This is a genomic window from Streptomyces sp. Y309 (genome assembly GCF_056712025.1).
Genome location: NZ_CM160048.1, coordinates 9310243 through 9335347, shown reverse-complemented (window position 1 = coordinate 9335347; position 25105 = coordinate 9310243). Strand labels below are relative to the sequence as shown.

Sequence of the window (25105 nt, the reverse complement as noted above, 5' to 3'; positions counted from 1 at the left end):
GCACCGCTTCCGTCAGGCGCGGTCAAGGCTGTTCGCCGACCGGCGTCTCGCGCGGATCACTCTCACCCGCCGCCGCGTCGTCGCCCGGCGGGGCGGGTTCGCGCAGGCGGAACAGTGCAGCCCAGATGCCCGCGGTGCCGGTCGCGGCGACCAGGGCGCCGGTGGCGATCGAGGTGGCGTCGATCAGCGGCCCGAACACCAGAGGCGAGCCGAACTGCCCGCCGAACAGCGCCGTGGCCTGCAACGAGGTCGCAGTGCCGCGCTGTTCGGCAGGGGCCGCCCGGTCGACCAGGACGGTCAGGGTGGGCATCATGATGCCGCTGCCGATCCCGGTCAGCACCGGCACCAGCAGCAAGGGCCCCCAGTGTCCGGCGATGGCGAACAGCAGCAGCCCGGCCGTCCACGCACCGACCGCCAACCGCATCAACACCGCATAGCCGAAGCGGGCGGTGAGCTTGGCGTAGGTCAGGCCGATCAGGCTGGCGGCGCCGGAGGACAGCACGATGCCGTACAGCGCGACCACCAGGGTGTCGTGGATGCCGAGCTGATCCAGACGGCGCGGCAGGGAGACCGCCAGCACCATCATCAGCCCGGTGCTGGCCACCCACAGCCCGCACAGCCCCAGGACCAGCGGGTGCTCGCGCAACAGCCGGACCGCCCCGCCCCGATCCTCCTTCGCCGTCGGGCTGGTCCCGCTTGCCGGGGGCCTCTTGGGCAGCGCGACGAGGGTGGCGATGCCCAGAGGAAGCCCGATGAGGTAGATGGCGAACGGAGCGTGCCAGGAGTGGTTGCCCAGCGCGCCCGCCGCGAGGGGATAGGCGAAGCCGCCGGCAGTGGTGGCCGCGGTGCGCCAACCCATCACCTTGTCGCGCATCTCGCCCCGGTACAGGCCCAGCAGAGCGGCCGTGGAGCAGGTGAACACCGCCGCGGTGCCCACGCCGAGGACCAGGCGGGAGGCGAAGAGCACCGGGTAGGAGTCGATGACCAGGCCCGCGCCGCCGCCCAGCCCGTACACCACCAGCCCTGCCGCGAGCGGACGCCGGACGCCGAAGCGGTCGGTGGCCCGGCCCACCAGCGGACTGACCAGAGCGATGGCCAGGCTGTGGGAGGTCAGCACAAGACCGGCCTCGGTACCGCCCACCTCCAGGGCCTGGCGGATCACCTCGATGACCGGCGCGATGGTGGCGCCACCCATCACCCCCAGCGTGGAGGCCAGCAGCAGCACCGTCAGGGCACCCCGCCCCGCCGCCTGGGCGCCGACGGGAATCGTGGCGTCAGCGGACATCGCTACGCCCTGCCTCGGTGAGGGCGGTGTGCAGGTGCCAGCGGCGGTATCCGCATGACCGCACCCCGGGAATCTCGCCGGTGATGCGGCGCCGGATGCCCTGCGGGTCGTCGGCGGTGACCATGTCGATGTGGGCCTGCTCGTCCGTCCACTCCGCGTAGTTGAGCACCCGGGTGCCATCGGTGCTGGTGTGGAAGTGCGCGGCAATCGAGCCGGGCATCGGCGGCACATCCTTGGTCAGCGCGAAGACCTCGTCGATGAAGTGCCGCTGCCGCTCCGGCCCGTCCACGTCGAACACCGGCGTGACCACGCATCCCACGTCGGCCTGCCCGGTCACGCCCAGATGGGAGCGGTGCAGCCGGTACCGGACCGGAGCGGACGGCTCGGTGCCCGGTATCCCCGCGACGTGCGGCGCCGACGAGGCCAGGGCCGCATCGAGGGCCTCGTCGCCGCCCCACTGTTCGTACGCCATCAGCGCCTGCCCGGCGGTGCAGGTGAACAGTGACCAGCTCAACAATCCGTCCAGCCAAGCCTCCTGCTCGCGGGCGGCGGCCGCCGCCTTGGCCAGCGACTGCTGGTGGGCGGCATCGTCGACGTGCCGGACGGTGATCACCACGGTGCGCGCATCGGCACGGGTGATCTCGGGCGGAGTTTCAGTACGGCGGATCACGACAGCTCTCCCCACACGTCGGACAAGCGGGCAGGGCAAAGCCCGACCCACTTACAGTAAAGTGAGACTCAGTCCCAGACTGCCACGAGTGCCGAATTGACTCCAGTGCCATACAAGCCTGGATCCCGCTTCGATAGGCTGGCTTCGTGGCCACCAACACCCAGGACCCGGACGACAGCGCCCTGCCGCTGCGCGAGCGCAAGAAGCAGCGCACCCGCCGCGCGCTCGCCGACGCCGCGCTGACGCTGTTCAGCGAACGCGGCTTCGACCGCGTCACCCTCGATGAACTCACCGCCCACGCCGAGATCGGCCGCAGCACCTTCTTCCGCTACTACGGCACCAAAGAAGACGTCGCCATGGCCGCCGAGGGCGAACTCTGGGACGCGTACACCGCCCGCTTCGAAGCGCACGCCGCTCCAGGTCCGGCACTCGATGCGCTGCGCACCTCGCTGACCGCGGCCATCCTGGCCATGCCCGACGGCTGGGACCAGCGCTTCCTGCGCACCCGCCGCCTCGCCGCCGGCACCCCCGTGCTGCACGACCACAGCCTCGTGTCCTCCATGAAGGTCCAGCACCGCCTGGTGGAGATCCTCGAAGCACGCCTCGATGTCGACAGCCGCGAGGACGTACGGCTGCGCCTGCTCGGCGAGTTCGCACTCAGCGCCTGGCGTTGCGGCGCCCGCAACTGGGTCGCCGGCCGCGGTCCCGACGGCTATGACAAGCGCCGCGGCCACGGCGGCACCAAGACCCTCGCCCGCCGCGTCGAAGAAGCCTTCGACGCCATCCCGGCCGCATTGACGATTGACCTGCACAGTGAAGACTGACCAACTGCTGGCCGGGATTTATGGGGCCACTTGGGAGCCGCCCCGCTCCCCAAGGCCCCGTGAGACCACCTCACCTCGGCGGCCGGTTGATCGTTGCCGAGACCGTCGGCACAATGCGGTCCCTCTCGCCCTTCGGGCTGCGGGCACCGTCGGTAGCGAGAAGCCGTCAACGCACGTTCGACGCCCATGAGTTCCGCTTGCACGGGGAGGTGCTAGTACACCCCGCCCTTTTGCCCAAGCTCATCGAGCAGTACGAGGCGTTGCACCTGCTGCACGCTGACTCCGCGCGGAGCACGAAGGTACGGCAGCGAATGGACGACCTCGCCTACACCCTGTGCATCGCCACCGGCACCACGGATGTGAGCACCGCGCTGGCCGCCGCCCGGCGCCAGCTGCCCGGCACCTGAATAGGGGACACCATGGCGAGGAAGCCACGCCCTGCCAGTGCCCTGGGCGGGAGGGTTGCCGGCCGTTAGGCCCCGGCGTCAGCGCCATTCCCGCTGCGGTTGGCACGGACCAGGGCAACGAGTCGCCTCGAACGGCCGGCTCGATCCGAAGCTGTTTGCGCAGCGCCTCAGCACAGGCGCCGGACCCACAACTCCAGGCCGAACCCGGCCCAGTGCGTGCGCCGCTCCGCGCCCGGCCGGGCCGCCTCACCGCCGCCTCCCTCCCAGGTCAGGGCAGGAAAGCCAGACCGTTTGGGGCTGTACGTAGGGTGCACCGCCGCTGGACGCCACTCTTCCGTGAAGGATGTGCCTGTGTGGGAGGCGGCCTCCGGCGCGCGCTCAGGTCATGCGCCGTCCACCTGTTCGTCCGGGGGCGGGTCCTGAAGCAGTGCGGTGCCGAAGTCGCGCAAGCGGTGCAGGGCGAGCTCGTCGGGCTGCTCGTGGCGTGCGAGGGCGTTCTTGATCTCCTGGTAGACGGTGGCCTCCAGGCCGCACCGGCGGCAGTCCTCCAGGTGTACAGCCACCCGGCGGGCGGTGATCTCGTCGGTCTCGCCGTCCAGATAGGACTGCAGGACACGGGCCACCTGCAGGCAGTTCATCTTGCGGTCCGCACGGGGGCGACGCCAGGGTGCTCTGCTCACATCAGACCTCGCTTCGGTGCCAGTCCGGCCGCGGTCAGCCGGGCCCTTATGCGTTTGCGCGCCCGGTGCAGACGGCTCATCACGGTCCCTTCCGGTACGTCGAGGATCCGGGCGGCCTCCGCGTAGGTCAGGCCGTCGATGTCCACGAGCTGCACCACCGTGCGGTGTTTGTCGGGCAGAGCCGACAGCGCTTCGTCGACCACCGAGTCGAACGCCTCCCCCACCACCACTTCTTCCGGGGAGTCCTCAGGGCCAGTGGAGCTGAGCCGGTCCAGGTCCGCATCCGGGTCATCCAGGAGGTGCGGTCTGCGGCGGCGGTGCCGGTTCATCTCGGCGCGCCGCATGATGGTCAGCAGCCAGGCCCGCGGATGCTGCCCGTCGAACCAGTCGACGGCTTTGTACGCACGCAGCAGCGTGTCCTGCACCAGGTCCTCGGCGTCGGCGGGCTGCGCGGTCAGCGTCATCGCGACCCGGAGCAACACCTCCACTTCGGGCAGCACATAGGCGGCGAACGCCTTGCCCCGGGGGTCCGCCGGATCCGGTGGCACGGTGTTTTGGTCTTCCACGTATCAGAAACCCTGTTCCCGGCGCGACGCATTCCATGGAATGGCGTCCGCCTCACCCGGGTTCCCGGTGCATGAAGAAGCTGCGCCTTCCAGGAACCCGGCGGACCTGGGCCGACTGCCGCGAGAAGATACGTCATCTGCGGCTGCGCAGGGGCCTGGAGGCGTACGCGGACGGTGAGCTCACCGGCGCCCGCCGGGCCGAGATGGCCTCACATCTTGCCGTCTGCTGGGTGTGCAGCGGCGCCCTGGAGACACTGCGCCTGGTCAAGGCGTCCCTCCGGGGCAGTGCACGGCGCACCCCGCGTTCCTTGTCCGCACTCCGCACCCTCCGGTACGCCGACCGGCTGGCCGGGACGGTGCACGCCCCGGCGGCGGGTCGGTCGACCCGCCGCCGCACTCGAAGAGGGCTGAGCGATGAACGCACACCCTGACCACGCCCGCCACAACAGTGTCCGCGGCAAAGGCAGGATCGCCGCGGCGGCAGGAATGGCGCTGATGGTGGGGCGCTGCGCGGGCCCGTTGATCGTTCCCGCCGCCGGGGTCGGCGTCACCGGTGGCCTTCTCGGCAACTGGTGGCTGGTCACCGTGGGCGCCATGGTGACGCTCGCGGGGATCGGGCATGTGCTCCTGTGCTGGGCCCGGCGGCTGCGCGGGACGGCCGGCCCCGAGGACTGCTGCCCCACCCTCACGTTGCACGGCGGTACGGCGGACCGGGGTGGATCCACCACCGGTGCGGGGAGTGGATGAGGACCGGGTTCCCGGGCGATCGGCGGCGCCCGGGTATCCGGCGGAACTGATGGGCACAGGTCAGCAGCAGGCCGCTCCGCCGTCCGCCGTGGTCGAGGCGGTGGGGTCGGCGGGTGCGCACGGGAACAGGCCGAAGTGCGTGGTCTTGTCGCCCGTGACGGTGAAGTGCGGTGCGTAGCGGGTGGCGGTGAGCATGTCGGCGGTGTTCCCGCACACGAGCACCGGCTTACCGGTGTGGAAGCGGTGGTGGTCGTCGAGATCGAAGGAATGCGGATGCTCGGGGAGCGTGCCCCGGTAGACGGCAGCGTGGCCGAAGTCCTCGCAGCGGTCCTCCAGTTGGAGGTTGAAGGCGCGGATGGTGCGGGCAGCGAACGCGGCGAAACCGATCTTGCGCTCGACGTCCGGGCTGCTCAGCGTGATGGGCGCGCTCGCCACCGTACGGGCGTCGGCGCAACCGGTGTCGGCGATCAGGCGCCGGAAGTCCTCGGTGTAGAGGGCTCCGGCCAGACACTCGCCGACCAGCTCCGGGTCGCCGAGGAGCGTGGCGGGCAGGCGGCGGTCGGCGAAGACATCGGAGAGGTACAGCTCTCCGCCGGGCTTGAGGACCCGGAAGACCTCGGCGAAGACGCGTGGCTTGTCGGGCGACAGGTTCATGACGCAGTTGGAGACCACCAGGTCCACGGAGGCGTCCGGGATTCCGGCTGCAGCCAGGTCCTCGATGTAGCCCTGGCGGAAGTCGGTGTTGGCGAACCCGAACTTCTCGGCGTGCCAGTCCTGGTGGCGGCGGGCCACGGCGAGCTGCTCGGCAGTCATGTCGACGCCGATGACGCGGCCGTGCTCCCCGACCAGTTGAGACAGCACGTAGGCGTCCCGGCCGCTGCCACAGCCCAGATCCAGGACGGTGGCACCTTCCAAGGCGGCCGGGATCGGTGAACCGCAGCCGTAGAAGCGGTCCTTGATCTCGTCGTGGACCTGCGCGAGCGCGGCAGCGATGTGCGCGGGCGGGGCGTCGGCGGTACAACAGGCCGAGGTCTTGAGGTCCTTGGACGAGGACAGCACTTTGCCGTAGTACTCCTTGACCGCGTCAACCACGGCAGTGCGGCCCCTGTCAGCGGTGTGCATGGGTTGGGGTGCGTCAACCGTCATCTCTCTCCTCTGGGATGTGGATCGCACGCACGGCGACCGGCCGAAGCCTGCCGCGCTGTCCGTACGGCTGTGTGCGGTGCGCGACGGGAACCCGCCCTCTCGGGGCAGCATTCCCTCCCCCGGTGTCGGTCACAGGCGGTCACTGCCCCCACCGGGCCGTCAGCGGCTGTCTGTTGCGGCGCCCCTCACCCCGCCGTGACGCCACGAACGGCCAACGCGCCATCCGCCGCCCCGGCCCCGCGGGGCGACCGCTCCTGGACGGCCGTAACGCCACCGCCATCGGCGCCAACGTCATCGTCCTCGGCGTCACCGAACCCAACCGACAACCCACCACCTTCTGGCAGTTCACCGTACGCTTCGTCGTCACCGCCTCAGGGTGCTGCTCTCCGCGCTGTCCGTCCGGCTGCGCCACCACGCCCTCGCCTGACCCACTCTGCAAACATCGAACGGTCGCCGCGTGAACTGGAAACTGTGGAAGACCCCGGGCCCGACTGCACCGCTGCGCTACGTGCATCTGCTGCAGCCTCTCGGCCCCCACACGCTCGTCCTGCTCGACCACAGGAGTCGCAAGATCGGGGAACTCGAGTATCAAGTCTGCGCGCTCTGCCGCATGGGCCGCGTCAACAACATCTGGATCGCTTGCGCCTGGCAGAACCAAGGACTGGCCAGGGACGCCCTCCACTCCGTACTGGAAGGACGGGCCGACTATCACTGGATCACCACCCGCCAGTCGCGCCAGGGCCGACAGTTCTTCACAGCGATGGCCGACGAACTGGGCACGTCCTTCGAACCCCAAGGCACATGCTGCGCGCATCTCCAGGCCACGCACCCTCTCCTGCGCCGGAAGGGAAGCTGACATCAGCAGCAGTTTGATCAGCGGCCTTCGCCCGGAGCACAGGCTCGCAGAGCCTGAAATCCGGGCAGTTTCCCGCGCCTCACACGAGACTTTGGCGGGAGTCTCCGGCCGAGGGTTCGGCCACCACGCGACGCAGCGGCAGTTCGAGGCGGCGGCCCGGCCGGGCCCAGCCGGCGAGGGCGCGCTTGGCCGCCTGGGCGCGCCCGGGGGTGAGGCCGGGCAGATAGAGACCGTCGACCAGGATCGCTGCGGCCTCTGAGGTGTCCAGGGCGATGGAGAAGAGGCGGCGTTCGTCGGAGCGTACGACAAAGCCCGCGTCACGCAGCACGGCGGCAACTCCGTCTCGGGCCCGCGGATTGGGCCAGGGCTGGCGGACGGCCCTCACCGTGGCCATGATCCGGGTCCAGGCGAGCACGCCGGAAAGGGTGAGCCCACTCTGGGCCGGCACCAGGGCGGCGAGCGTTCCGCCGGGACGCAGGACGCGCCGGATCTCGGCAAGGACCTGGGGCAGCGGGGTGAGGACGGGCAGACACATCGAGGCACAGACCGCGTCGGCGGCCCCAGAACGCACAGGCAGCGCGTCGGCCGACGCCCGGACCAGGGGCAGGCGGCCGAGGCGGGCGGCCGAGGCCAGTTCACCCGCCGAGGAGTCGACACCGATCCAGCGGGCCTCGGGGAGCAGGGGGCGGATGGGGGCGGACCCACAGGCCAGGTCGACCACGCTTCCGCCCACGGCGCGCAGCGGCTCGGCCAGCCACGCGTACGGCGAGTGGTCGGCCCGTGCCAGGAGCCGTTCGGTGATGCCGGGGCGGCTGTCGTGGTAATGCCCCAAATAACGGCGCCAGTCCTGTTCGTCCACCCCGTCATCCCTTCCGGTTCCCGGTTCCACAGCCCCCGGCTCCCCCCAGACTGTGCGGTGCCGTGCCTCCCCCGGGGAACTCTGTGGGGTCGCCAGGCCATTCCGTCCCAGGGACACGCCGAATGCCGACGGTGCGCTGTTCACCTCCGGCAGGCCGAAACTCTGTATGCGGAGGGGAAGGCGCGGGCACTCTCACCGGGTTCCCTTTCCACCCCGTCGGCGAGGGCAGTCCCGCGCCGGTGCACCGTTCGAGAGCCGGAGTGAGATCACACGATGAGCATCGGGCATCCTCAGCACAGCACGGGGACCTACGACTTGGTGGTGATCGGCGGCGGCAGCGCCGGGCTGACCGCGGCCCGTACCGCCGGACGGCTCGGGGCACGCACGCTGCTGGTCGAGCGGGCCCGCCTGGGCGGTGACTGCCTGTGGACCGGGTGCGTGCCCAGCAAGGCACTACTCCATGTGGCGGCGGAGGTGCATGCGGCGCGAGGTGTCGGACGGTACGGGCTGAGCGCACCGAGCGGGCCTGCCGACCTGGCTGCGGCCATGGCGCACGTGAAGCGAGCGATCGCGGCAATCGAACCGCACGACTCCGCCGACGCCCTACGGCCCCTCGGCGTGGACGTCGCGTATGGAGACACCGAGTTCACCTCGCCGCGCACGCTGCGGGCAGGTGAGCATGAGCTGTCCTTCCGGTACGCGCTGATCGCCACCGGCTCGTCCCCAGCCCTGGCGCCGATTCCGGGCCTGGCCGAGGCGGGGCCGCTGACCAGCGACACCGTGTGGGACCTGGCCGAGCTGCCCGGACGTCTGGTGGTGCTCGGCGGCGGTCCGATCGGCTGCGAACTGGGCCAGGCGTTCGCCCGTCTCGGTTCGCAGGTCACCGTCGTCGAGGCGGTGGAGCGGCTGCTGCCCCGCGAGGAGCCGCGCGCCTCTGGGCTGCTCAAGGAACGCCTGGAGGCCGAGGGGGTCACGGTGCTGACCGGCTACCGCGCCGAGCGGGTCGACGGCGACGCACTGCACGGGCCGGGCGGCGAGATTCCGTACGACCGTCTGCTCGCCACCACCGGCCGTCGCCCCAACACGGCGGGGCTGGGGCTTGAAGCAGCAGGGGTTGCGGTCGACGAACGAGATCAGGTCCGCCTGGACGACCGGCTGCGCACCACCAACCCGCGCATCTACGCGGCCGGCGACGTGACCGGGAGGTCTGCGTTCACCCATCTCGCCGGGGTGCAGGGCGCCTCCGCCGTCACCGACGCGCTGCTCGGCGTGCGCCGCCGCACCGACTACACCGCGGTGCCGTGGGTGACCTACACCGACCCGGAGGTGGCCCGTGTCGGCCTGACGGCCGAGGAGGGGACGCGCACGCTCACCATCGACCACGACCGGGTCGACCGGGCTGTTGCCGACGGCCGCACCGACGGCTTCACCTCCCTGGTCCTGGACGGGCGCGGGCGGATCGCCGGTGCGACGGTGACGGCACCGCGCGCGGGCGAGACCATCGCCCACCTGGCCACAGCGGTGCGGCTGCGCTGGACGCCCTCGCAGTACGCCAAGACCGTGCATCCGTATCCGAGTTATACGGACGGCCCCTGGCATGCGGCGCTCACCGAGGTGTACCGGCGGCTCGCGGCGCACCAGAGGATCACAGGCACGCTCCTTGGGCTGCGACGGAGAGTGCGGCCGTGATCCTGCGCCTGGCACATCGGAGTGTCAGTGCTGTGGACTCTGCCGGCCGCTGTACGTCCTGCTGCTGCGCACCGCCCGCAAGGCGGCCCGGACAGCCCATGAAGCACCCGCTCGCCTGCGGTCCCAGAGGAGAGTGCGCCGGTGACACCCGCCCAATCATCGAACGAGAACGGAGACACCAACGATGGGGTTCCTGACGAGACTGCGGGCGTTGGAGCGAGCGACCAGGCCCTACGACGCGGAGTTCGTCGAAGCCATGGAGCGCCGCTGGGCCGAACTGCCCGCGGCGGCCAGGACTCCGGGGCAGATCATCGGGCAGCACGGGGTGGGCTGCGAGGGCACCCACGGAGTGTTCCCCAAGTGCAATCTGAAGTGCACCCCCTGCTACCACTCCCGCGACGCCAATGCCGTCCGCGTCGACGGCCCGCACACCCGCGAGCAGGTCGCCGCCCAGATGGGCCTGCTGCGCAAGGTGCGCGGGCCACGCGCCCACACCCAGCTGATCGGCGGCGAGGTGAGCCTGCTGCCGCCCGACGACCACGCCGCCACCCTGCAGATCATGCGGGAGCACGGACGTGAACCGATGAGCTTCACCCACGGCGACTTCGACTACGACTACCTCCAGCAGCTCGCACTCGGTCCCGACGAGAGGCGGCGCTTCGATCGGCTGTCGTTCGCCGCCCACTTCGACAAGTTCATGTACGGCAGGCGCGGCATCGAACGCCCGCCGAGCGAGCGGGCGTTGAACTCCTGCCGGCGGCGGTTCGCCGCGATGTTCGCGCGGCTGCGCCGCGAGCACGGCGTGCGGTTCTTCCTCGCCCACAACATGACGGTCACTCCCGGCAACCTTGACGAGATCGCCGACGTCATCCGGGACTGCCACACCATGGGCTACGGCATGTTCTCCTTCCAGCCCGCCGCCTTCCTGGGCGACGAGCGCCGTTGGAAGGAGCAGTACCGCGAGGCGACACCGGACGCGGTGTGGGCGGAGATCGGGCGCGGCGCCGGGCGGCCGCTGGGCTACCAGGTGTTCCAGAACGGCGACGTGCGCTGCAACCGCACCGCGTACGGCTTCTTCGTCGGGAGTTGCTGGTACCCCTTCCTGGAGGACGACGAGCCACGCGATCTGGCCGCACGCGACGGCTTCTTCCGCTACTTCGGCAAGGTGAGCTTCACCGGTACCCCGCCTGTACTGCTCGCGGTCAAGCTGGCCCGCGTCGTCGTCCGCCGTCCGCACGTCCTTGGCACGGCGGTGCGCTGGCTGGCCCGCACCGTGCGCCGGGTGGGGGTCCTGCGCCTCGTACGCCACCGGTTCCGTGTCCGGCCGGTCACCTTCGTGATGCACATGTTCATGGACGCCGAACAGGTCGCGCCTGCCTGGGCGTTGATGCAGCGCGGCGAGCGCGCCGAGGATCCTGAGATCCTGGCGACGCAGGAGCGGCTGGCGGCCTGCCAGTACTCCATGGCCCACCCCGCGGACGGCATCCTGGTCCCGGCGTGTGTGCAGCACGCCGTCCTCGACCCGGGCGAGAACGCCACACTACGCCGGCTCCTCCCCCTCGTGGAGGTCCGCGGCCCTTCCACCATCGCCGCTGCACAGGAGAGTTGAGCATGCGCATCGGAATCATCACCGGATCGGGCAACTACGACTGGCCCTGCGGCGCGGTCGATCCGGCCGCCGCGCCCGGATCACTCAGCGTCTTCGACGACCTGTACTTTCCATCCAACCGGCTGCCCGACGGTTCGGCCTGCACGTGGCACGACATCCCGGGCGCGGTCGGCCGCGGCCACTGGATCTTCGACCGGCCGTTCAGTGAGCCACTGCGCCAGATTCTGGTCGAGGCCGCCCGCACACCGGCGCACTGGTCGCTTCCTCGCGTGAAGGCGGTGTCGCCGACCGGCAACGTCTACCGGTTCGGCTCATGAGCACGCCGTGCACCCCGGCGGTGCTGGTGATGGCGAAGCCCGGGGATGACTTGCGAGCCGCCCTTACCGCCCTGGAGAGCAGAGATGTGGTGCTCGGCCCTGCCCTTGACGGTGGCTACTACCTGATCGGCATGCGCTCCTCGCACACCTGCCTCTTCGCTCTCGATCCGTCGTGCTGGAGCACGGACAAGGTGCTCGCTGCCACCCTCGTACTGGCCAAGAATGCCGGGCTGCACACCGAACTCCTCGCGCCTCTGCGGGATTTGGACACTCCCGAGGACGCTGCCGCGCTCCTCGCCGACCCGCTGCTCCCGGCCCGGATCGGCGCCCTGCTCCAGCCACCGCCACCGGAGTCAGCATGACGACCCTCACCGTGTCGATCGTCGTCCCCGCCCTGAACGAGGAGGCGACCGTCCAGATCGCGCTCAGCCGCCTGTGCCGCGACTTCCCCGGCTGCGAGCTCGTCGTGGTCGACGGCGGATCCACCGACGCGACCGTCGAACTCGCCGCACCGTATGCGAAAGTCGTGCACAGTGATCGCGGCCGTGCAAGGCAGATGAACGAAGGAACCCGCCACACTTCGGGCGACGTGCTGTGGTTCATCCACGCCGACACCCGGATCGACCCTGCCGCACTCCCTCAGATCCGCAAGGTCCTCACCGACCGGCAGGTGGTCGGCGGAGGCTTGACGATCCGGTTCGACCGGCGCACGCCCGCCCTCAACTACCTTGCCTGGACCTCGAACGCGCGCGCCCGCCGCCTGCACCACGTCTTCGGCGACCAGGCCATGTTCATCCGCCGCAGCGTGTTCGACGAGCTCGGTGGTTTCCCGGACCTCGCCATCATGGAGGATCTGGAGATGTCCCGTCGCCTGGCCCGGCGCGGCCATCTCGCCGTGCTGCCCGCCACGTCCACGGCATCGTCCCGCCGCCTGGTCTCGCACGGCACATGGCGAATGATCGTCTTCATGCAGTACCTGAAGCTGCTGTACTTCGCGGGCGTCGACCCCGAGGCGATCCGCCGCCGCTATGCCGCAGGACCTCACCTACGCCGCCGCAAACGGCCCCAGGCACCATCCGGCCAGGCCTGAAACCCGATCACTGACCGCCAACCCTCCGGAGGCCTCCCCCATGCGCATCGCAGTATGCGGCGGACCCTACGCAAACCCCTTCGCCCTCGAAGCGTTCGTCGCCGACGCCCGCGCCCGCGGCGCCGATCGGCTGTACTGCCTGGGCGACCTCGGCGGTTTCGGCGCCGACATGGACGCGCTGTGGCCCCTGCTCACCAGCCACGGCATCACGTGCGTCGCCGGGAACTACGACGTGGCCGTCGCCCGCGGCGACACCGACTGCGGCTGCGGCTACCGCGACCCCAAGGACAACGAGTACGCCCAGATCATCTACGACCACACCCTGGCCACCACAAGGCGTGACTTCGCCGCCTGGATGGGGGAACTGCCCACCGAGCGCCGCGAGATGATCGACGGTGTGGACGTGCACATGGTGCACGGCTCCACCCTTGCCCTCAACGACTTCTGGTGGGAGTCCCTGACCGGGGCCGAACACCGGGCACGCACACGGGCGTCGGGCGCGGACGTGATCCTGTGCACCCATAGCGGCCTGCCCTGGCAGCGCCGTATCGACGACACGCTCGTGGTCAACGTCGGCGTCCTCGGCAAGCCCGCCAACGACGGCCGCCGCGAGGTCCGGTACGCACTTCTGAACTTCGAAAACGGCACGGCCACGGCCGAGCTGGTACCGCTCGCGTACGACTGGCGGGCCCAGGCAGCCTCCATGCGGGCCGCCGGGCTGCCAGAAGTCTTCGTGGAGACGATCGAGACCGGCTGGTGGACCACCTGCCTGGAGATCCTGCCTCCTCGGGAGCGCTCGCGCGGCCGCTTCCACCTCTACCGCTCCACACTGCCCACCGCATTCCGCCCCGCCGACGACGGCTGGGGGGAGAACCTGTCCGACGCCCCGGACGGTGACCGTCCGGTGGTGCCGCTGTTCGGCTCCGCCTACTTCCCGCCCCGGCTGTGGCTGTACACCAACTTCCACTGCAACCTGGCCTGCGACTACTGCGCCGTGGCCTCCTCACCCAAAACCACCCCCCGCACCCTGCCCGCCGCCGCGTTCCGGGATCTGGTCGACGAGGCCGTCGCGTCCGGCTTCGGCGAGCTGTATGTCACCGGCGGCGAGCCCTTCCTCCACCCCGACATCGTTCCGCTGCTCGACTACGCCTGCTCCCGGCTGCCCACCGTCGTCATGACCAACGCCATGCTCATGCGTGGCAGCCGCGCCGATGGGCTCGCAGCGCTCGCCGACCGCAAACTCACCGTCCAGACCTCCCTCGACGGTGCCACGGCCCACGCCCACGATCTGCACCGCGGCGCGGGCTCCTGGCGGCGCACCCTGGACGGGATCCGCCACCTGATCGACCTCGGCCTGCCGCCGCGTGTCGCGCTGACCGAAACCCCCGAGAACACCCACGAGATCCCCGCCGTCCGTGAACTCCTGGCCGAACTCGGTCTGCCCGCTGCGCACTTCGCCGTACGCCCGCTGCTCAGGCGCGGCTTCGCCGATACCGGCATCGAAATCGGCGAGGACTCCAGCATCCCCGAGCTGACCGTCACCGCTGACGGCCTGCACTGGCATCCCGCGGGCGCGGACCTCACCACCAGCCCCGACCTGCACCTCGCTCCCCCAGGGACGGGCCTGGAGCAGGGAAAACAGCTCGTGACCGAGCGGTTCTTCACCGCCCGCCTCACCGACGGGAGCTTGCCTCGCCCCGTGCACTGCGCCATCTGACCAGCACCGAAAGGGAGTTCATCATGCAGCGCCACGTCGCGATCCTCGGCGCCGGCCCCATCGGCCTGGACGCCGCGCTCGCCTGCACCGAGGCGGGATGGCCAGTCACCGTCTATGAGAGCGCGGACCGTGTCGCCGCCCATGTACGCGCCTGGGGCCATGCCCGCCTGTTCACTCCCTGGGACCTGAACGTCTCGCACCGGATGCGCAGCGACCTCACGCGCGCGGGCGCGGAGGTTCCTTCGGGGAGCGACTGCCCCACCGGAGCCGAGCTCGTCTCCCGCCTGCTCGACCCCCTCACCACGTTGACCACCCTCGCGGGCCGGATCCGGCTGCGTACCCGCGTCGCCGCCGTGGCCCGTACCGGCCTGCTCAAGCACGAACACATCGGCACCGACACCCGGGCCGCTGCCCCCTTCACACTGCTCCTGGACACCCCGGACGGCGAGGACACCGCCGAGGCGGACCTCGTCCTGGACTGCACCGGCACCTACTCGCACCCCAACACGCTCGGCGACGGCGGCATCCCGGCCCCCGGCGAGCGCACGCTCGCCCACCGCATCACCCGCACCCTCCCGGCCCTCGACGACCCGGGCCGCTGGGCGGGCGACGTCCTCCTCGTCGGAGCCGGAAAGTCCGCCCAGACCGCCGCCCGCGACCTCGCAAGTCTGCCCGGCACCCGCCTCGACTGGGCCGTGCGCAGCCCGAAGCCCGACTGGGGCGCCATCGAAGGCGATTCCCTTCCCGGACGCCAGGAACTCGTCGACACCTCCCAAACCCTGGCCCGCGGCGACAACGAGCGCGTCACCGTCCACACCGGCGCCGTCGTCCAGTCGGTGCAGGCCGACGGCGACGGTACGCACGAGCGCATCCGCGTACGCCTCGCCACCGCCGCCGGCCCCCGCGAGATCCTGGCCGACCACGTCATCGCACTGACCGGATACACCGGCGACGCCTCCCTCTACCGCCAGCTCCAGGTCCACGAGTGCTACGCCACCGGCGCCCCCATGAACCTCTCCGCCGCGCTCCTCGCCGCCTCCGGCGCCAGCGCCGACTGCCTGGCACAGCCCTCCCCCGGCATCGACCAACTCCGCACCCCAGAGCCCGACTTCTACATCCTGGGCGCCAAGTCCCACGGCCGGCTGAACACCTTCCTGCTCCGCACCGGCTATGAACAGGTCGACGCGATCATCGACGCGTACATCTGACGACCACGCCCGATGGCGGGTGCCGGTGCCAGGACCGACAGGGGGGACCGACCGATTGGCGAGTACGTAGAGCGGCTGTCGGGAAACATCACTGCTGTCGGAGGTCGTCCGTGCGGCAGCGCATCAGCAGCATGGCGGCGTCGTCGTGCAACGGCCCGGCCGAGAATGCCTCCAGGTCCTGGCGTACCGTCTCCAGGGCGGTTTCCGGATCATGGTGTTTCAGCAGGATCGTTCGCTGGTCCAGCGGATAGAAACGGCCCTCCGGATCACGGGCTTCGCAGACGCCGTCGGTGTAGAACAGCGCCTGGTCGCCCCGGGCGAAGGCCACTTGGTGAGGCGATGGGCCGTTCGCGGCGTGGGCGGTCAGGCCGAGGGGCAGTGCGCGCCGGGGCGGGGCGAGGTAGTCCACGGCGCCGTCGGCTCGCACGGCCAGGGGCGCGGGGTGACCGTAGTTGAGCAACGTCATGCTCCACTCGTCTGCTGCCGTGCCGCCGATCCGGCCGTCGGCTTGGGCGAAGACGGCGGTGACGAACTTCTCTTCGGCCTCCTCTTCCGCCAGGTGCCGCTCCAGCGCCCGCTCGACTCTCGCACCCACAGCGGTCAGGTCCGGCTCGTCGTAGGCGGCTTCGCGGAAGGCGCCCAGGACGATTGCCGCGGTTTCCACCGCTTCCAGGCCTTTGCCCTGGACGTCGCCCACAACGGCGCGCACGCCGTGGGGCGAGGCCACCACCTCGTACAGGTCACCGCCGATCCGCGCCTCGGCCACGGCGGAGGTGTACGACACCGCGATGCGCAGCGGACCGGCTCCGCGCGGCACCGGTCGCAGCAGCACGCGCTGGGCCACCTCGGCGATGGAGCGCACGTTCGCCAGCTCCGTCTCTCGCCGCTGTCTCATCACTGCCGCCACGAGGCCCGCGATGGTCACACCGACGACGGACAGCAGGGCGGTGATCCCACGGCGGCCCGTGAACAGTCCGTCGTACAGGCCGAGCCCCACACACACGGCCAGCGCGATCGCCCCGACGAGTGCCGTGCGCCGCCACCCACCGGTCAGGCCCGCGAAGGCCGGCCCCAACGACACCAGCGGCAGGAACCCGACCCCCGGCCCCGCCGTGACATCGACCAGTGCCACCAGCCCCATCACCCCGTAAGGGAGCACGGAGAGCACACGGGCAGCAGAGGTAATTCGCTCGGTCATCACCGCTCACCCTAAGCAACCATTGCACTGGGTAAACAGGACACTGCTCCATCGTTACGGAACCGACGCGCACAGCGGCCGACGCCGCACACCGTTCATGCGGAACGGATCCCGCCGAGGGCCCGGACGGGGCATTTTGCACGGTGCAAGACCGAGTGTCGCCGTCGGGGGACGCAGTCCGTGCGATAGGCCTCGAGGGTCCACGCGTCCTTCTCCCTCGTTGTGGAGGCTCCCTTGGCGCAGCGCACGCGTCCCCGCCTCACGTCGCGCAAGACCTGGCTCGGCGCCGGAGTCGTGGTCGTCCTGGCCGGGCTCAACACCCCGGCGCTGGTCGGCTTCGCGCAAGAGCAGTACCACCGCTGGGAGATCAGTCAGCCCTCGTACAAAAGGAAGTACGGGCACTGGGCGCTCGCGGCGATGCCCCACCGGTATCAGCTCAACTCGATTCACGCGATCCTGCTGCGTACCGGCAAGGTCTTGCTCGTCGCGGGGTCCGGCAACAGCGTCAAGCTGTTCAACGGCGGTGTCTTCAAAAGCACCCTGTGGGACCCGGCCGAGGGCACCTTCAAGAAGATCGACACGCCGGAGGACCTGTTCTGCGGCGGACACACCCAACTTCCCGACGGGAAGGTCCTGATCGCGGGCGGGACGGCCCGCTATGAGGTCCTCAAGGGTGACGTGAAGCGCGCGGGCGGCGCCATGCTCGTCAAGAACGAGGATCCCGACCAGGCGCGGACGTTCCCGAAGGGTACCGTCTTCCGCTCGGCGTCCGGCATGAAGTACCGCTCCCAGGTCTCCGTCCGCGTGCCCGCCGCCGAGAAGACGGTCGGCGAACGGGCCGGAAGGGTGAAGGTCACCGCCGGCGAGGCCCGGGTCTTTGTCGAGGCCGTGCGGAAGGGCACCCGCGGGGTCACCAACACCACCCAGCAGTACGGCATCGAGGGCCTCAAGGGCGAGGACGCGGACAACTTCTACGGCGTCGCCACCAAACTCGGCCTCGACAAGAAGGACTTCCAAGGCATCAAGGACGCCTATGAATTCGACCCTGTCACCGAGAAGTACACCAAGGTCGACTCCATGGACGAGGCCCGCTGGTACCCGAGCCTCACCACGCTCGCGGACGGACGGGTTCTCGCGGTGTCCGGCCTGGACGACGTCGGACAGATGGTGCCGGGCAAGAACGAGATCTACGACCCCGCGTCGAAGACCTGGTCCACGGCGCCCACCCGATACTTCCCGACCTACCCCTCGTTCTTCCTGACCGGCCGGAACACCCTCTTCTACTCCGGGTCCAACGCCGGGTACGGGCCGGCCGACAAGGGCCGCACGCCCGGCCTGTGGGATCTGCGGAACAACTCCTTCACGCCCGTCCGCGGGCTGAAGAACGCCGGCCTTCTGGAGACGTCCTCGTCAGTGCTGCTGCCACCCGCGCAGGACAAGAAGGTAATGGTGCTCGGGGGCGGGGGCGTCGGTGAGTCCGCCGATGCCACCGACCGTACCGCCGTCATCGACCTGCGCTCCGGTCGCCCCGCCTTCAACGACGGGCCCCGGCTCCCGGACCGTACGCGCTATCTGAACAGCGTCCTCATGCCCGACGACACCGTCTTCACCACCGGCGGGAGCCGCGGCTACCGCGGGCGCGGCGCCAGCGACATCCTCAAGGCGCAGTTCTTCCACCCCGCCACCAACACCTTCACCACGGCGGCCGCCCCCACCGTGGGCCGCAACTACCACACCGAAGCCCTTCTTCTGCCTGACGGCCGGGTCGCCGTCTTCGGCTCGGACCCGCTCTTCTCCGACAAGGCCAACTCCCGCCCAGGACGCTTCGAGCAGCGTGTCGAGGTCTACTCACCGCCCTACCTCCATCGCGGCGACCGGCCGGACCTGAGCACTGGCGGAACGGCTGCGGTCGCGCCGGGCGGCAGTGTCAGGCTCCGCACACCGGACGCGGCGCGTATCTCCAAGGTCCGTCTGATGAGGCCCGGATCAGCCACCCACGTCACCGACTTCGACCAACGCTCCGTCGCCCTGAACATCAGCGGGCGCACCGGCGGTGAACTCACTGTCCGCGTCCCCGGCGACCCGTCACTGGTGCCCGCGGGCTGGTACATGGTCTTCGCCGTCGACGACCGCGGCACGCCGTCCCGGGCCCAGTGGCTGCATGTGCGGCACCGTTCGCCGTGACGGCGTACTACCGCGTCCGGCACCTTCGGCTCAGCGAGCGACCGGGGCCCGGTTGCCCCAAGCCCCTGCGCCACCAGGCGCCGCGGCGGGGCACCGACGAACTCCGCCGGTCTCCACACCCGTGCGCGATGAGCCATCAGACCGGCCTCGACCGCGGGCCGCTGCCGACGCAGCCATCCCTCCCCGCAGGCCGGTCCCGCATGCCGCGAGCCGACAACACGGCCGGCTCGCGGCATCCCCCGTCCTTTGCATTATGCAAAATGTGTCGCACGGCGTACAGCCCTTCCCGGAGCCCTTCGGTACACCGCCGTCAGGCGCCGCACTCCGCGGCCGTGTCGGTCCAGCCCAAGGGATGCAGCTCCACCCCTCCCGCGTCGGGGACCGACGGCTCACCCCCCGCCTCGTTGAACGCGGTCAGAGCACTGATGAGCCGGGCACGCTGCTCCGGGGCGAGCCGTTCGACGATCCGGGCGATCTCCGACCGGCGCCGGGCGGTGACGTCCGCGACGGTTCGCCGCCCCTCCTCCGTGAGCTGGAGCAGAGTCTCACGACGGTTGCCCGGGTTGATGCGCCGTTCGGCCAGCCCTGCCGCGATCAGCCGGTCCACCATGCGCATCGCGGTCGACGGCGCGACATGCAACAGCTCCGCGAGGGCCACCAGCTTGGTGGCACCTCGGGTGGACAGGACCACCAGCATGCGGAACTGAGGAAGCGTCACCCGTTCCTCGACCTCCGCCAACGATCGCGCGGACACCGCGACCAGAAGCCGCGAGGCCGTCAGCACCGCACGGGTCACCGCATCAACATCGTCCACGCCCCCGCACGGGGCCTCGCGCTCGGTCATGTCACCTTTCTACCCCTCTCGACAGGCACTCCATGGGCCCCTGAGCTCCTGTGCTGTGTGCGGGGCCGGCGAGCGCGCGGTCAGAACCAGTGCAGGCAGTGCGGGGAGCGCTCGGCGCGGAAGAGGGCGTCCGCGAGGGCGGCCGCGCCCGGGCGGTGGGCCCGGATGTGTCCGGCCCGAACGAGCGTGCTCGGGGCGGTGCCGCCGAGGCAGACCGAGCCCAGATCGCTCACGTCCAGCGACAGGTCGGGCTCCCGGTCCGTGGGGACACAGTCGGCCTTGCTGTCCCGGACGGTCAGCAGATAGCGGCCGCGCTCGCCAAGGAACGGGTCCTCGACGTCGAGGACGAGCTCGCCGTCGGTGAACCAGCCGCGCGCGGTCAGCGCACGCGGGACGTCAAGCAGCCGCACCCAGAGCCAGTCGGTGTCACCGCTCACCTCACCGGCGCGGAAGTCCGCGAACTGCCAGCGCAGCGGGTGCCCGGGCGGGACATGCTTGAACACGACGCGAGAGACCAGGTCGTGTCCGAGTACGAACCGGGCCAGGGCCGTGAAGACGGCGTCGTCGGTGGCAACGGTCTCGTCGACCGTCAGGGTGCCGGACTCGATCGAGTAGCTGGCGTACCCGTCCGGGACGCCGTCGCGGTCCCGGTGGACGGCGACGTAGCGCGGCGCCGGCGAGATCGGGGGCTGGCCCGCGCGCAAGGCCCACCAGCGGTGCGGCCGGGACAGCGCGCCGGGCTGGACGCGGCGATACCGGTCGTAGATCTCCTCCAGGATCTCACCGCACTCGGCACGACGCAGCACCTCGACCGAGCCGGTGTCCGAGCCGGTCACTCGTACTGCGGCCGCTCCCCGTGCCCGGGGAATGGCGAAGGCAGCCTGGTGGCGCGGCGCAGCCCGGCGAGCTGATGCCGCATCACCGCGCTGAGCACGCCCCGGCGCCGGTGCGAGGGCAGGACGCCGACGGCGGTCACCCCCGCGGCCGGGACGAGGGTCTCACCGGGCAGGGTGAGCTCGAAGGAGTGCGCGGCGGCGGTGCCGACAGGCCGCCCGTCCGCCGTCAGCGCGAGCAGGCAGCGGTCCACTTCGAGCGCCGACCACCACAGCCCGCCGCCCTCGACCGGGGTTTCCGGGAAGCGCCCGAACGCGGCATGCACTGTGTCGACGAAGACGTCAAAGTCCTCATCGGTCGTGGAACGAATCTCCATTGCCGCCACTGCCTCCTCGACATACCGGCACCACGACTCGTGGTGTCCGGCCACAGTGCAGCGTTGCCCCGCGGCCAGAGCAAGCGAATTACGCCCGGACCCGCAGCCGGTCACAGCACAGCCCGATCCCAACCCGGCGCCGGGGTGGAACACCCGGCGACGAGGTCCGCGTCGCCGGATCCGACCGGCTGCGGTGTCCGGTGCGGTGGAACACCCGGCGACAATGTGTCTGTGACAGCGCCGGAGGGAGGCGACGGTGGTGCGGTGGCGGCTGATTGCCAGGGGTGCGAGGCCGGTTCCCGAGCCGGTGGCCACACACCTGATCTGGAGTGCGGCGTATCTGGGCGCGTTCGTGGCGATGGTCGTGCTCGACCTGCTCGGCGCGCTCGGCGGCGCCGGACTCGCTCTCGGCGTCCTGTGCCTCCTGGCCGCGTTGCTGGGGGTGCGGGGGCGCTTCGCCGCCGCACCGGGCACGGCTCTGGTGTGCTGGACCTTGCTCAACACCTACGCCGTCGATCCCATCGGGGAGATCTCCTGGGCCGAGCACCGGGATCCGGTGTGGATCAGCTGTCTGCTGGGCGCGGCTTTCATCGGTACGGCAACGGGGCGTGTCCTGTCCGCTCGCGCCGCGTACCGCCGCATGACCGAGAGCAGCTCGGAGCCCGGCACGATCGCGTAGGGCCGCTGGTCGCGGTCGAGTACGAGCAGGGCACACCGCCGCCGTCAGCCGAGATCGGCGAAGCTCTCCACCGCACGGGTCTTGCCGGTGACGATGATGACGTCGCCCTTTTCGACGACCGTGTCGGCGGTGGCGTAGGTGAAGTCCTCCCCCGGCCGTTTGATGCCGACGACGGTGACGCCGTACTTGCTGCGGACCAGGCTCTGACCGAGCGGGACGCCGGTGGCGATCTCGGGAGCGACGGTCTTGACGAGGGCGTAGTCGTCGTCGAATTCGATGAAGTCCAGCATGCGGCCGGTGACGAGGTGCGCGACCCGTTCGCCCATTTCGTGTTCGGGGAGTACGACGTGGTGGGCGCCGAGGCGTTCGAGGATCTGGCCGTGCTGGCGGCTGATGGCCTTGGCCCAGATGTTGGGCACCTCCGCCTCGAGGAGGTTGGAGGTGACCAGGATGCTGGCCTCGATGTCGGTGCCGATCGCGACGACCGCGCTGGTGAATTCGTGGACGCCGAGCTGGCGCAGGGTTTCGGGGTCGGTGCAGTCGGCGACGGCGGCGTGGGTGAGGCCGTCGCTGTACCTCTGGACGAGTCGGGCGTCGGTGTCGATGCCCAGGACGTCCCAGCCGCGGCGCATCAGCTCGTTGGCCAGGGAGCTGCCGAAGCGGCCGAGGCCGATGACGGCGACACGTTGGTCGCCGCTGACGGTGGTGTGTTCGTCGGTGAGCTGCTTGCGGCGGCGTCGGCGCAGGGCGTGCAGGTAGTTACCCAATGACAGGTCGCTCCTCGGGCAGTTGGTAGCGGCGGGTGCGCTCGCGCAGGGCGAGGGCCGAGACGAGGGTGACAGGGCCGAGCCGGCCAATGAACATGAGCAGCACCAGGATCAGCCGGCCGATGTCGGGGATGTCGGCGGTGATGCCGGTGGAAAGGCCCACGGTGCCGAAGGCGGAGACGACTTCGAAGAGCACGGACTCGAACGGCAGCGTCGTGACGCTCAGCAGCGCCAGCGTGGCGGTCACGACCAGGCCGATGCCGAGCAGGACGACGGTCAGGGCCTGCCGCAGGACGTGCGGGGCGAGCCTGCGGCCCATGGCGGTGGATGTGGGCTCGCCACGGACCTCCGCCACGACGGCCGCTGCCAGGACCGCGAAGGTGGTGACCTTGATGCCGCCGGCGGTGCCCGCGCTGCCGCCGCCGATGAACATGAGCATGCACGTCATCAGGAGCGTGGAGGCGTGCAAGGCTCCCACGTCCAGGGAGTTGAAGCCCGCGGTGCGGGACATCGCCGAGTGGAAGAACCCGTTGAGGAGCTTCTCACCGAAGTCGAGAGGGCCCAGGGTGCGGGCGTTGGTCCACTCCAGCAGACACGTCAGCAGCGTTCCCACGGCGAGCAGGGACGCGGTGGTGACCAGGGTGAGCTTGGTGTGCAGGCTCCAGTTGCGGCGGCCCGTGGTACGCCTGCGGTGGCGGTGCCGCAGCAGTTCGAGCAGGACGGGGAAGCCGATGCCGCCGAGGATCACCGCGGCTGCCACGGGCAGGGTCACCCACGGGTCCTGCGCGTAGCGGGTGAGGCTGTCGGCGTGCAGTCCGAACCCCGCGTTGTTGAAGGCCGAGACGGCGTGGAAGTAGCCCAGGTAGGCGGACTCACCGATGGCGTTGCCGTAGCCGTAGCGGAAGCGCAGCGCGAGGATCGCTCCTACGGCGAGTTCCACGATCAGCGTGGATCCGGCGACGCCGAGCAGCACCCGGCGGACGTCACCGATGCCCAGGCTCTTGGTCTCCGCCTGGGCGGTGAGCTGCATGCGCAGGCGCAGCCTGCCGGAGACGAGCAGGGCCAGGAGCGAGGCCATGGTCATGATGCCGAAGCCGCCGACCTGGATGAGTGTGAGGATCACGCCCTCGCCGAAGCCGCTCCAGTACGTTCCGGTGTCCACGACCGCCAGACCCGTCACGCAAACGGCCGAGGTGGCGGTGAACAGGGCGGCCACCAGGCCGGTCGCCGTCCGGTCCTCGGCAGCCAGGGGCAGCGCGAGCAGCGCCGTCCCGACGAGGATCACGGCGGCGAACGCCACCACCACCGTCCGGGCGGGATGCGCGGTGAACAGCGGGCGCCGCACCATCGCCCCACCTCTTGCCACTCGGCTGCCTTCCCGCACGCGCGCTTCCGTCAAGAAGTCGTCAAGGTCCTGCGGGCCGTCACCCTACCTCGACGGCACCTTTGGCCTGGGCAACCGGCTCAGAACTCCGCGTCCGGCCAGTCCAGCAGGCGCGCGCCGATCACCGCGGTCTGCAGCATGTAGCGGTGCACGGGGTCGGCCGGGTCCGCGCCGGTGAGTCGGTGGATGCGTTCCAGGCGGTACGTCAGGGCGCGCACACTCAGCGACATGCGACGGGCGGCCTCCGCCGCGACGCAGCCGGAGTCGAAGTACGTGGAGAGGGTGTCGATGAGGGGCTCGGCGCCGCCCCGGGCGTTGCGCAGCGGGCCGAGGGCGCTCTGCACGAGGTCGGCCATGGCCTGGCGGTCGCGGGTGAGTACGGGATAGACGAGGAGGTCGGCCGCGCGCAGGACGGGGTCGTCGAGGGCGAGGCGTTCGGCGAGGTCGAGAGCGTTCAGCGCCTCCTCGTACGACTGGACGACGCCGCCCGGGCCGGGCTGCGGGCGGCCGATGGCGACCCGGCCGCCGCCGGTGGCGGCGTGGGCCTGCTTGGCGAAGAAGGCGAGGACCTCGTCCTGGTCGCCGGGCGCGATACACACCAGGCGGCCGTCCTTGGTGGTGAGCAGGATGCTGCGGTCACCGAACCGGCTGATCAGCGCGCGTTCCACCTCCCGGGGCACGGCGTCGCCTTCGTCGTGGGCGGATTGCCCCCGGGCGACGGCGACGGCGTGCTCGTAGGAGAGGCGCAGTCCGAAGCGCTCGGCCCGCTCGGCGAGCAGCCCCAGGTCGCAGCGGCCGTAGAGCAGGTCGTCGATGAACTCCCGGCGTGCGGTGACCTCTTGGCGTACGGCGATGCGCTGGGCCCGCTCGTACCCCTCGGCGAAGGCGTCGACGGCCTGTTCGACGGCGGCCAGGACCCGGTCGGCCGGGGCGACGCCCGCCGACGCGTTGTCGCGCGTCGCCGCCAGGTGCGCGGCGACGAGGGCGCGCAGCCCGTGACCTGCCTCGGCGGCCCGTTCGCCGAGTGCACGGCGGGAGTCCAGTTCGTCGCGGGTCAGCCTGCGACCGGTGGCCGAGGCCTCGGCGAGGATGCTGGCATACCCGTCCAGGTAGTCCTCAGGTATGTCCTGCTCACCCATGTCCGCCCCAATGTGGTGGTTGATGATTCT

Annotated in this window: 25 protein-coding genes and 1 pseudogene; 14 read left to right on the top strand and 12 right to left on the bottom strand. The window is 70.6% G+C overall.

Going from position 1 to position 25105, the window contains the following annotated elements; genetic code table 11:
- Positions 1-22: 22 nt before the first annotated feature.
- Together AC0KTA_RS39215 and AC0KTA_RS39210 are read right to left on the bottom strand one after the other, a co-directional pair.
- Positions 23-1285 carry an MFS transporter gene (locus AC0KTA_RS39215; protein ID WP_481052966.1) on the bottom strand — a complete coding sequence of 421 codons (1263 nt, stop codon included), beginning with the start codon at positions 1283-1285 and terminating at the stop codon, positions 23-25.
- Positions 1275-1955, bottom strand: a complete 681-nt coding sequence (locus AC0KTA_RS39210; RefSeq protein WP_481052965.1) for an antibiotic biosynthesis monooxygenase — start codon at positions 1953-1955, stop codon at positions 1275-1277. The genes AC0KTA_RS39215 and AC0KTA_RS39210 overlap by 11 nt, the downstream gene beginning before the upstream one ends.
- Positions 1956-2101: 146 nt before the next feature.
- Here AC0KTA_RS39210 and AC0KTA_RS39205 point away from each other — a divergent pair, with 146 nt between their 5' ends.
- Positions 2102-2779: a TetR/AcrR family transcriptional regulator gene (locus AC0KTA_RS39205; RefSeq protein WP_481052964.1), complete on the top strand. Its 678-nt coding sequence runs from the start codon at positions 2102-2104 to the stop codon at positions 2777-2779.
- 209 nt (positions 2780-2988) lie between these two features.
- Positions 2989-3186, top strand: a complete 198-nt coding sequence (locus AC0KTA_RS39200) for a DUF5133 domain-containing protein (RefSeq protein WP_481056714.1) — start codon at positions 2989-2991, stop codon at positions 3184-3186.
- Between the two features lie 383 nt (positions 3187-3569).
- Here the strand turns inward: AC0KTA_RS39200 and AC0KTA_RS39195 are convergent, their stop codons facing one another.
- Together AC0KTA_RS39195 and AC0KTA_RS39190 are read right to left on the bottom strand one after the other, a co-directional pair.
- Complete coding sequence (locus AC0KTA_RS39195) at positions 3570-3824, bottom strand: anti-sigma factor family protein (protein WP_481052963.1); 255 nt, start codon at positions 3822-3824, stop codon at positions 3570-3572.
- 38 nt (positions 3825-3862) lie between these two features.
- Positions 3863-4432, bottom strand: a complete 570-nt coding sequence (locus AC0KTA_RS39190) for an RNA polymerase sigma factor (RefSeq protein ID WP_481052962.1) — start codon at positions 4430-4432, stop codon at positions 3863-3865.
- A gap of 71 nt (positions 4433-4503) precedes the next feature.
- Here AC0KTA_RS39190 and AC0KTA_RS39185 point away from each other — a divergent pair, with 71 nt between their 5' ends.
- A complete protein-coding gene (locus AC0KTA_RS39185) occupies positions 4504-4863 on the top strand; it encodes a zf-HC2 domain-containing protein (protein ID WP_481052961.1) in 360 nt (119 codons plus the stop codon).
- Positions 4847-5179, top strand: a complete 333-nt coding sequence (locus AC0KTA_RS39180; RefSeq protein ID WP_481052960.1) for a hypothetical protein — start codon at positions 4847-4849, stop codon at positions 5177-5179. Before AC0KTA_RS39185 ends, AC0KTA_RS39180 begins: the two co-directional genes overlap by 17 nt.
- 60 nt (positions 5180-5239) lie before the next feature.
- Here AC0KTA_RS39180 and AC0KTA_RS39175 read toward each other — a convergent pair whose 3' ends face one another.
- Positions 5240-6271: a methyltransferase domain-containing protein gene (locus tag AC0KTA_RS39175; RefSeq protein ID WP_481052959.1), complete on the bottom strand. Its 1032-nt coding sequence runs from the start codon at positions 6269-6271 to the stop codon at positions 5240-5242.
- A gap of 511 nt (positions 6272-6782) precedes the next feature.
- Between AC0KTA_RS39175 and AC0KTA_RS39170 the strand changes: the two genes are divergently transcribed.
- A complete protein-coding gene (locus tag AC0KTA_RS39170; RefSeq protein ID WP_481052958.1) occupies positions 6783-7181 on the top strand; it encodes a GNAT family N-acetyltransferase in 399 nt (132 codons plus the stop codon).
- A 79-nt stretch (positions 7182-7260) separates the two neighbouring features.
- Here the strand turns inward: AC0KTA_RS39170 and AC0KTA_RS39165 are convergent, their stop codons facing one another.
- The gene (locus AC0KTA_RS39165; RefSeq protein ID WP_481052957.1) at positions 7261-8040 is read right to left on the bottom strand and encodes a class I SAM-dependent methyltransferase; all 780 of its coding nucleotides are present in this window, start codon (positions 8038-8040) and stop codon (positions 7261-7263) included.
- Between the two features lie 273 nt (positions 8041-8313).
- Here AC0KTA_RS39165 and AC0KTA_RS39160 point away from each other — a divergent pair, with 273 nt between their 5' ends.
- From AC0KTA_RS39160 to AC0KTA_RS39130, 7 genes are all read left to right on the top strand, one after another.
- On the top strand, positions 8314-9729 hold the full coding sequence (locus AC0KTA_RS39160; protein WP_481052956.1) for a dihydrolipoyl dehydrogenase family protein: 1416 nt from the start codon (positions 8314-8316) through the stop codon (positions 9727-9729).
- Positions 9730-9913: 184 nt separating this feature from the next.
- A complete protein-coding gene (locus AC0KTA_RS39155; protein ID WP_481052955.1) occupies positions 9914-11338 on the top strand; it encodes a radical SAM domain-containing protein in 1425 nt (474 codons plus the stop codon).
- A 2-nt stretch (positions 11339-11340) separates the two neighbouring features.
- The gene (locus AC0KTA_RS39150; RefSeq protein ID WP_481052954.1) at positions 11341-11655 is read left to right on the top strand and encodes a hypothetical protein; all 315 of its coding nucleotides are present in this window, start codon (positions 11341-11343) and stop codon (positions 11653-11655) included.
- Complete coding sequence (locus tag AC0KTA_RS39145) at positions 11652-12017, top strand: DUF2064 domain-containing protein (protein ID WP_481052953.1); 366 nt, start codon at positions 11652-11654, stop codon at positions 12015-12017. The genes AC0KTA_RS39150 and AC0KTA_RS39145 overlap by 4 nt, the downstream gene beginning before the upstream one ends.
- Positions 12014-12745, top strand: a complete 732-nt coding sequence (locus AC0KTA_RS39140) for a TIGR04283 family arsenosugar biosynthesis glycosyltransferase (protein ID WP_481052952.1) — start codon at positions 12014-12016, stop codon at positions 12743-12745. The genes AC0KTA_RS39145 and AC0KTA_RS39140 overlap by 4 nt, the downstream gene beginning before the upstream one ends.
- A 40-nt stretch (positions 12746-12785) precedes the next feature.
- On the top strand, positions 12786-14462 hold the full coding sequence (locus tag AC0KTA_RS39135; protein ID WP_481052951.1) for a radical SAM protein: 1677 nt from the start codon (positions 12786-12788) through the stop codon (positions 14460-14462).
- A 23-nt stretch (positions 14463-14485) separates the two neighbouring features.
- Positions 14486-15670, top strand: a complete 1185-nt coding sequence (locus tag AC0KTA_RS39130; protein ID WP_481052950.1) for a Rossmann-fold NAD(P)-binding domain-containing protein — start codon at positions 14486-14488, stop codon at positions 15668-15670.
- A gap of 88 nt (positions 15671-15758) precedes the next feature.
- Here the strand turns inward: AC0KTA_RS39130 and AC0KTA_RS39125 are convergent, their stop codons facing one another.
- Positions 15759-16868, bottom strand: a complete 1110-nt coding sequence (locus AC0KTA_RS39125) for a PP2C family protein-serine/threonine phosphatase (protein ID WP_481052949.1) — start codon at positions 16866-16868, stop codon at positions 15759-15761.
- A 234-nt stretch (positions 16869-17102) separates the two neighbouring features.
- On the opposite strand from AC0KTA_RS39125, the gene glxA reads away from it, so the two are divergent.
- Positions 17103-19052: a radical copper oxidase GlxA gene (glxA, locus tag AC0KTA_RS39120; RefSeq protein WP_481052948.1), complete on the top strand. Its 1950-nt coding sequence runs from the start codon at positions 17103-17105 to the stop codon at positions 19050-19052.
- A 310-nt stretch (positions 19053-19362) separates the two neighbouring features.
- On the opposite strand, the gene AC0KTA_RS39115 is transcribed toward glxA, so the two are convergent.
- Together AC0KTA_RS39115 and AC0KTA_RS39110 are read right to left on the bottom strand one after the other, a co-directional pair.
- Positions 19363-19896, bottom strand: coding sequence for a MarR family winged helix-turn-helix transcriptional regulator (locus AC0KTA_RS39115; protein ID WP_481052947.1), 534 nt, complete (start codon positions 19894-19896; stop codon positions 19363-19365).
- 80 nt (positions 19897-19976) lie between these two features.
- Positions 19977-21106, bottom strand: a pseudogene (locus tag AC0KTA_RS39110) (GNAT family N-acetyltransferase).
- A gap of 307 nt (positions 21107-21413) precedes the next feature.
- On the opposite strand from AC0KTA_RS39110, the gene AC0KTA_RS39105 reads away from it, so the two are divergent.
- Positions 21414-21785 carry a hypothetical protein gene (locus AC0KTA_RS39105; RefSeq protein ID WP_481052946.1) on the top strand — a complete coding sequence of 124 codons (372 nt, stop codon included), beginning with the start codon at positions 21414-21416 and terminating at the stop codon, positions 21783-21785.
- 44 nt (positions 21786-21829) lie between these two features.
- On the opposite strand, the gene AC0KTA_RS39100 is transcribed toward AC0KTA_RS39105, so the two are convergent.
- The 3 genes from AC0KTA_RS39100 to AC0KTA_RS39090 all read right to left on the bottom strand — a co-directional run bounded on the left by AC0KTA_RS39100 (position 21830) and on the right by AC0KTA_RS39090 (position 25075).
- The gene (locus tag AC0KTA_RS39100) at positions 21830-22552 is read right to left on the bottom strand and encodes a potassium channel family protein (RefSeq protein WP_481052945.1); all 723 of its coding nucleotides are present in this window, start codon (positions 22550-22552) and stop codon (positions 21830-21832) included.
- On the bottom strand, positions 22545-23900 hold the full coding sequence (locus AC0KTA_RS39095) for a TrkH family potassium uptake protein (RefSeq protein ID WP_481052944.1): 1356 nt from the start codon (positions 23898-23900) through the stop codon (positions 22545-22547). The genes AC0KTA_RS39100 and AC0KTA_RS39095 overlap by 8 nt, the downstream gene beginning before the upstream one ends.
- Positions 23901-24016: 116 nt before the next feature.
- Positions 24017-25075 carry a PucR family transcriptional regulator gene (locus AC0KTA_RS39090; protein ID WP_481052943.1) on the bottom strand — a complete coding sequence of 353 codons (1059 nt, stop codon included), beginning with the start codon at positions 25073-25075 and terminating at the stop codon, positions 24017-24019.
- Positions 25076-25105 lie beyond the last annotated feature (30 nt).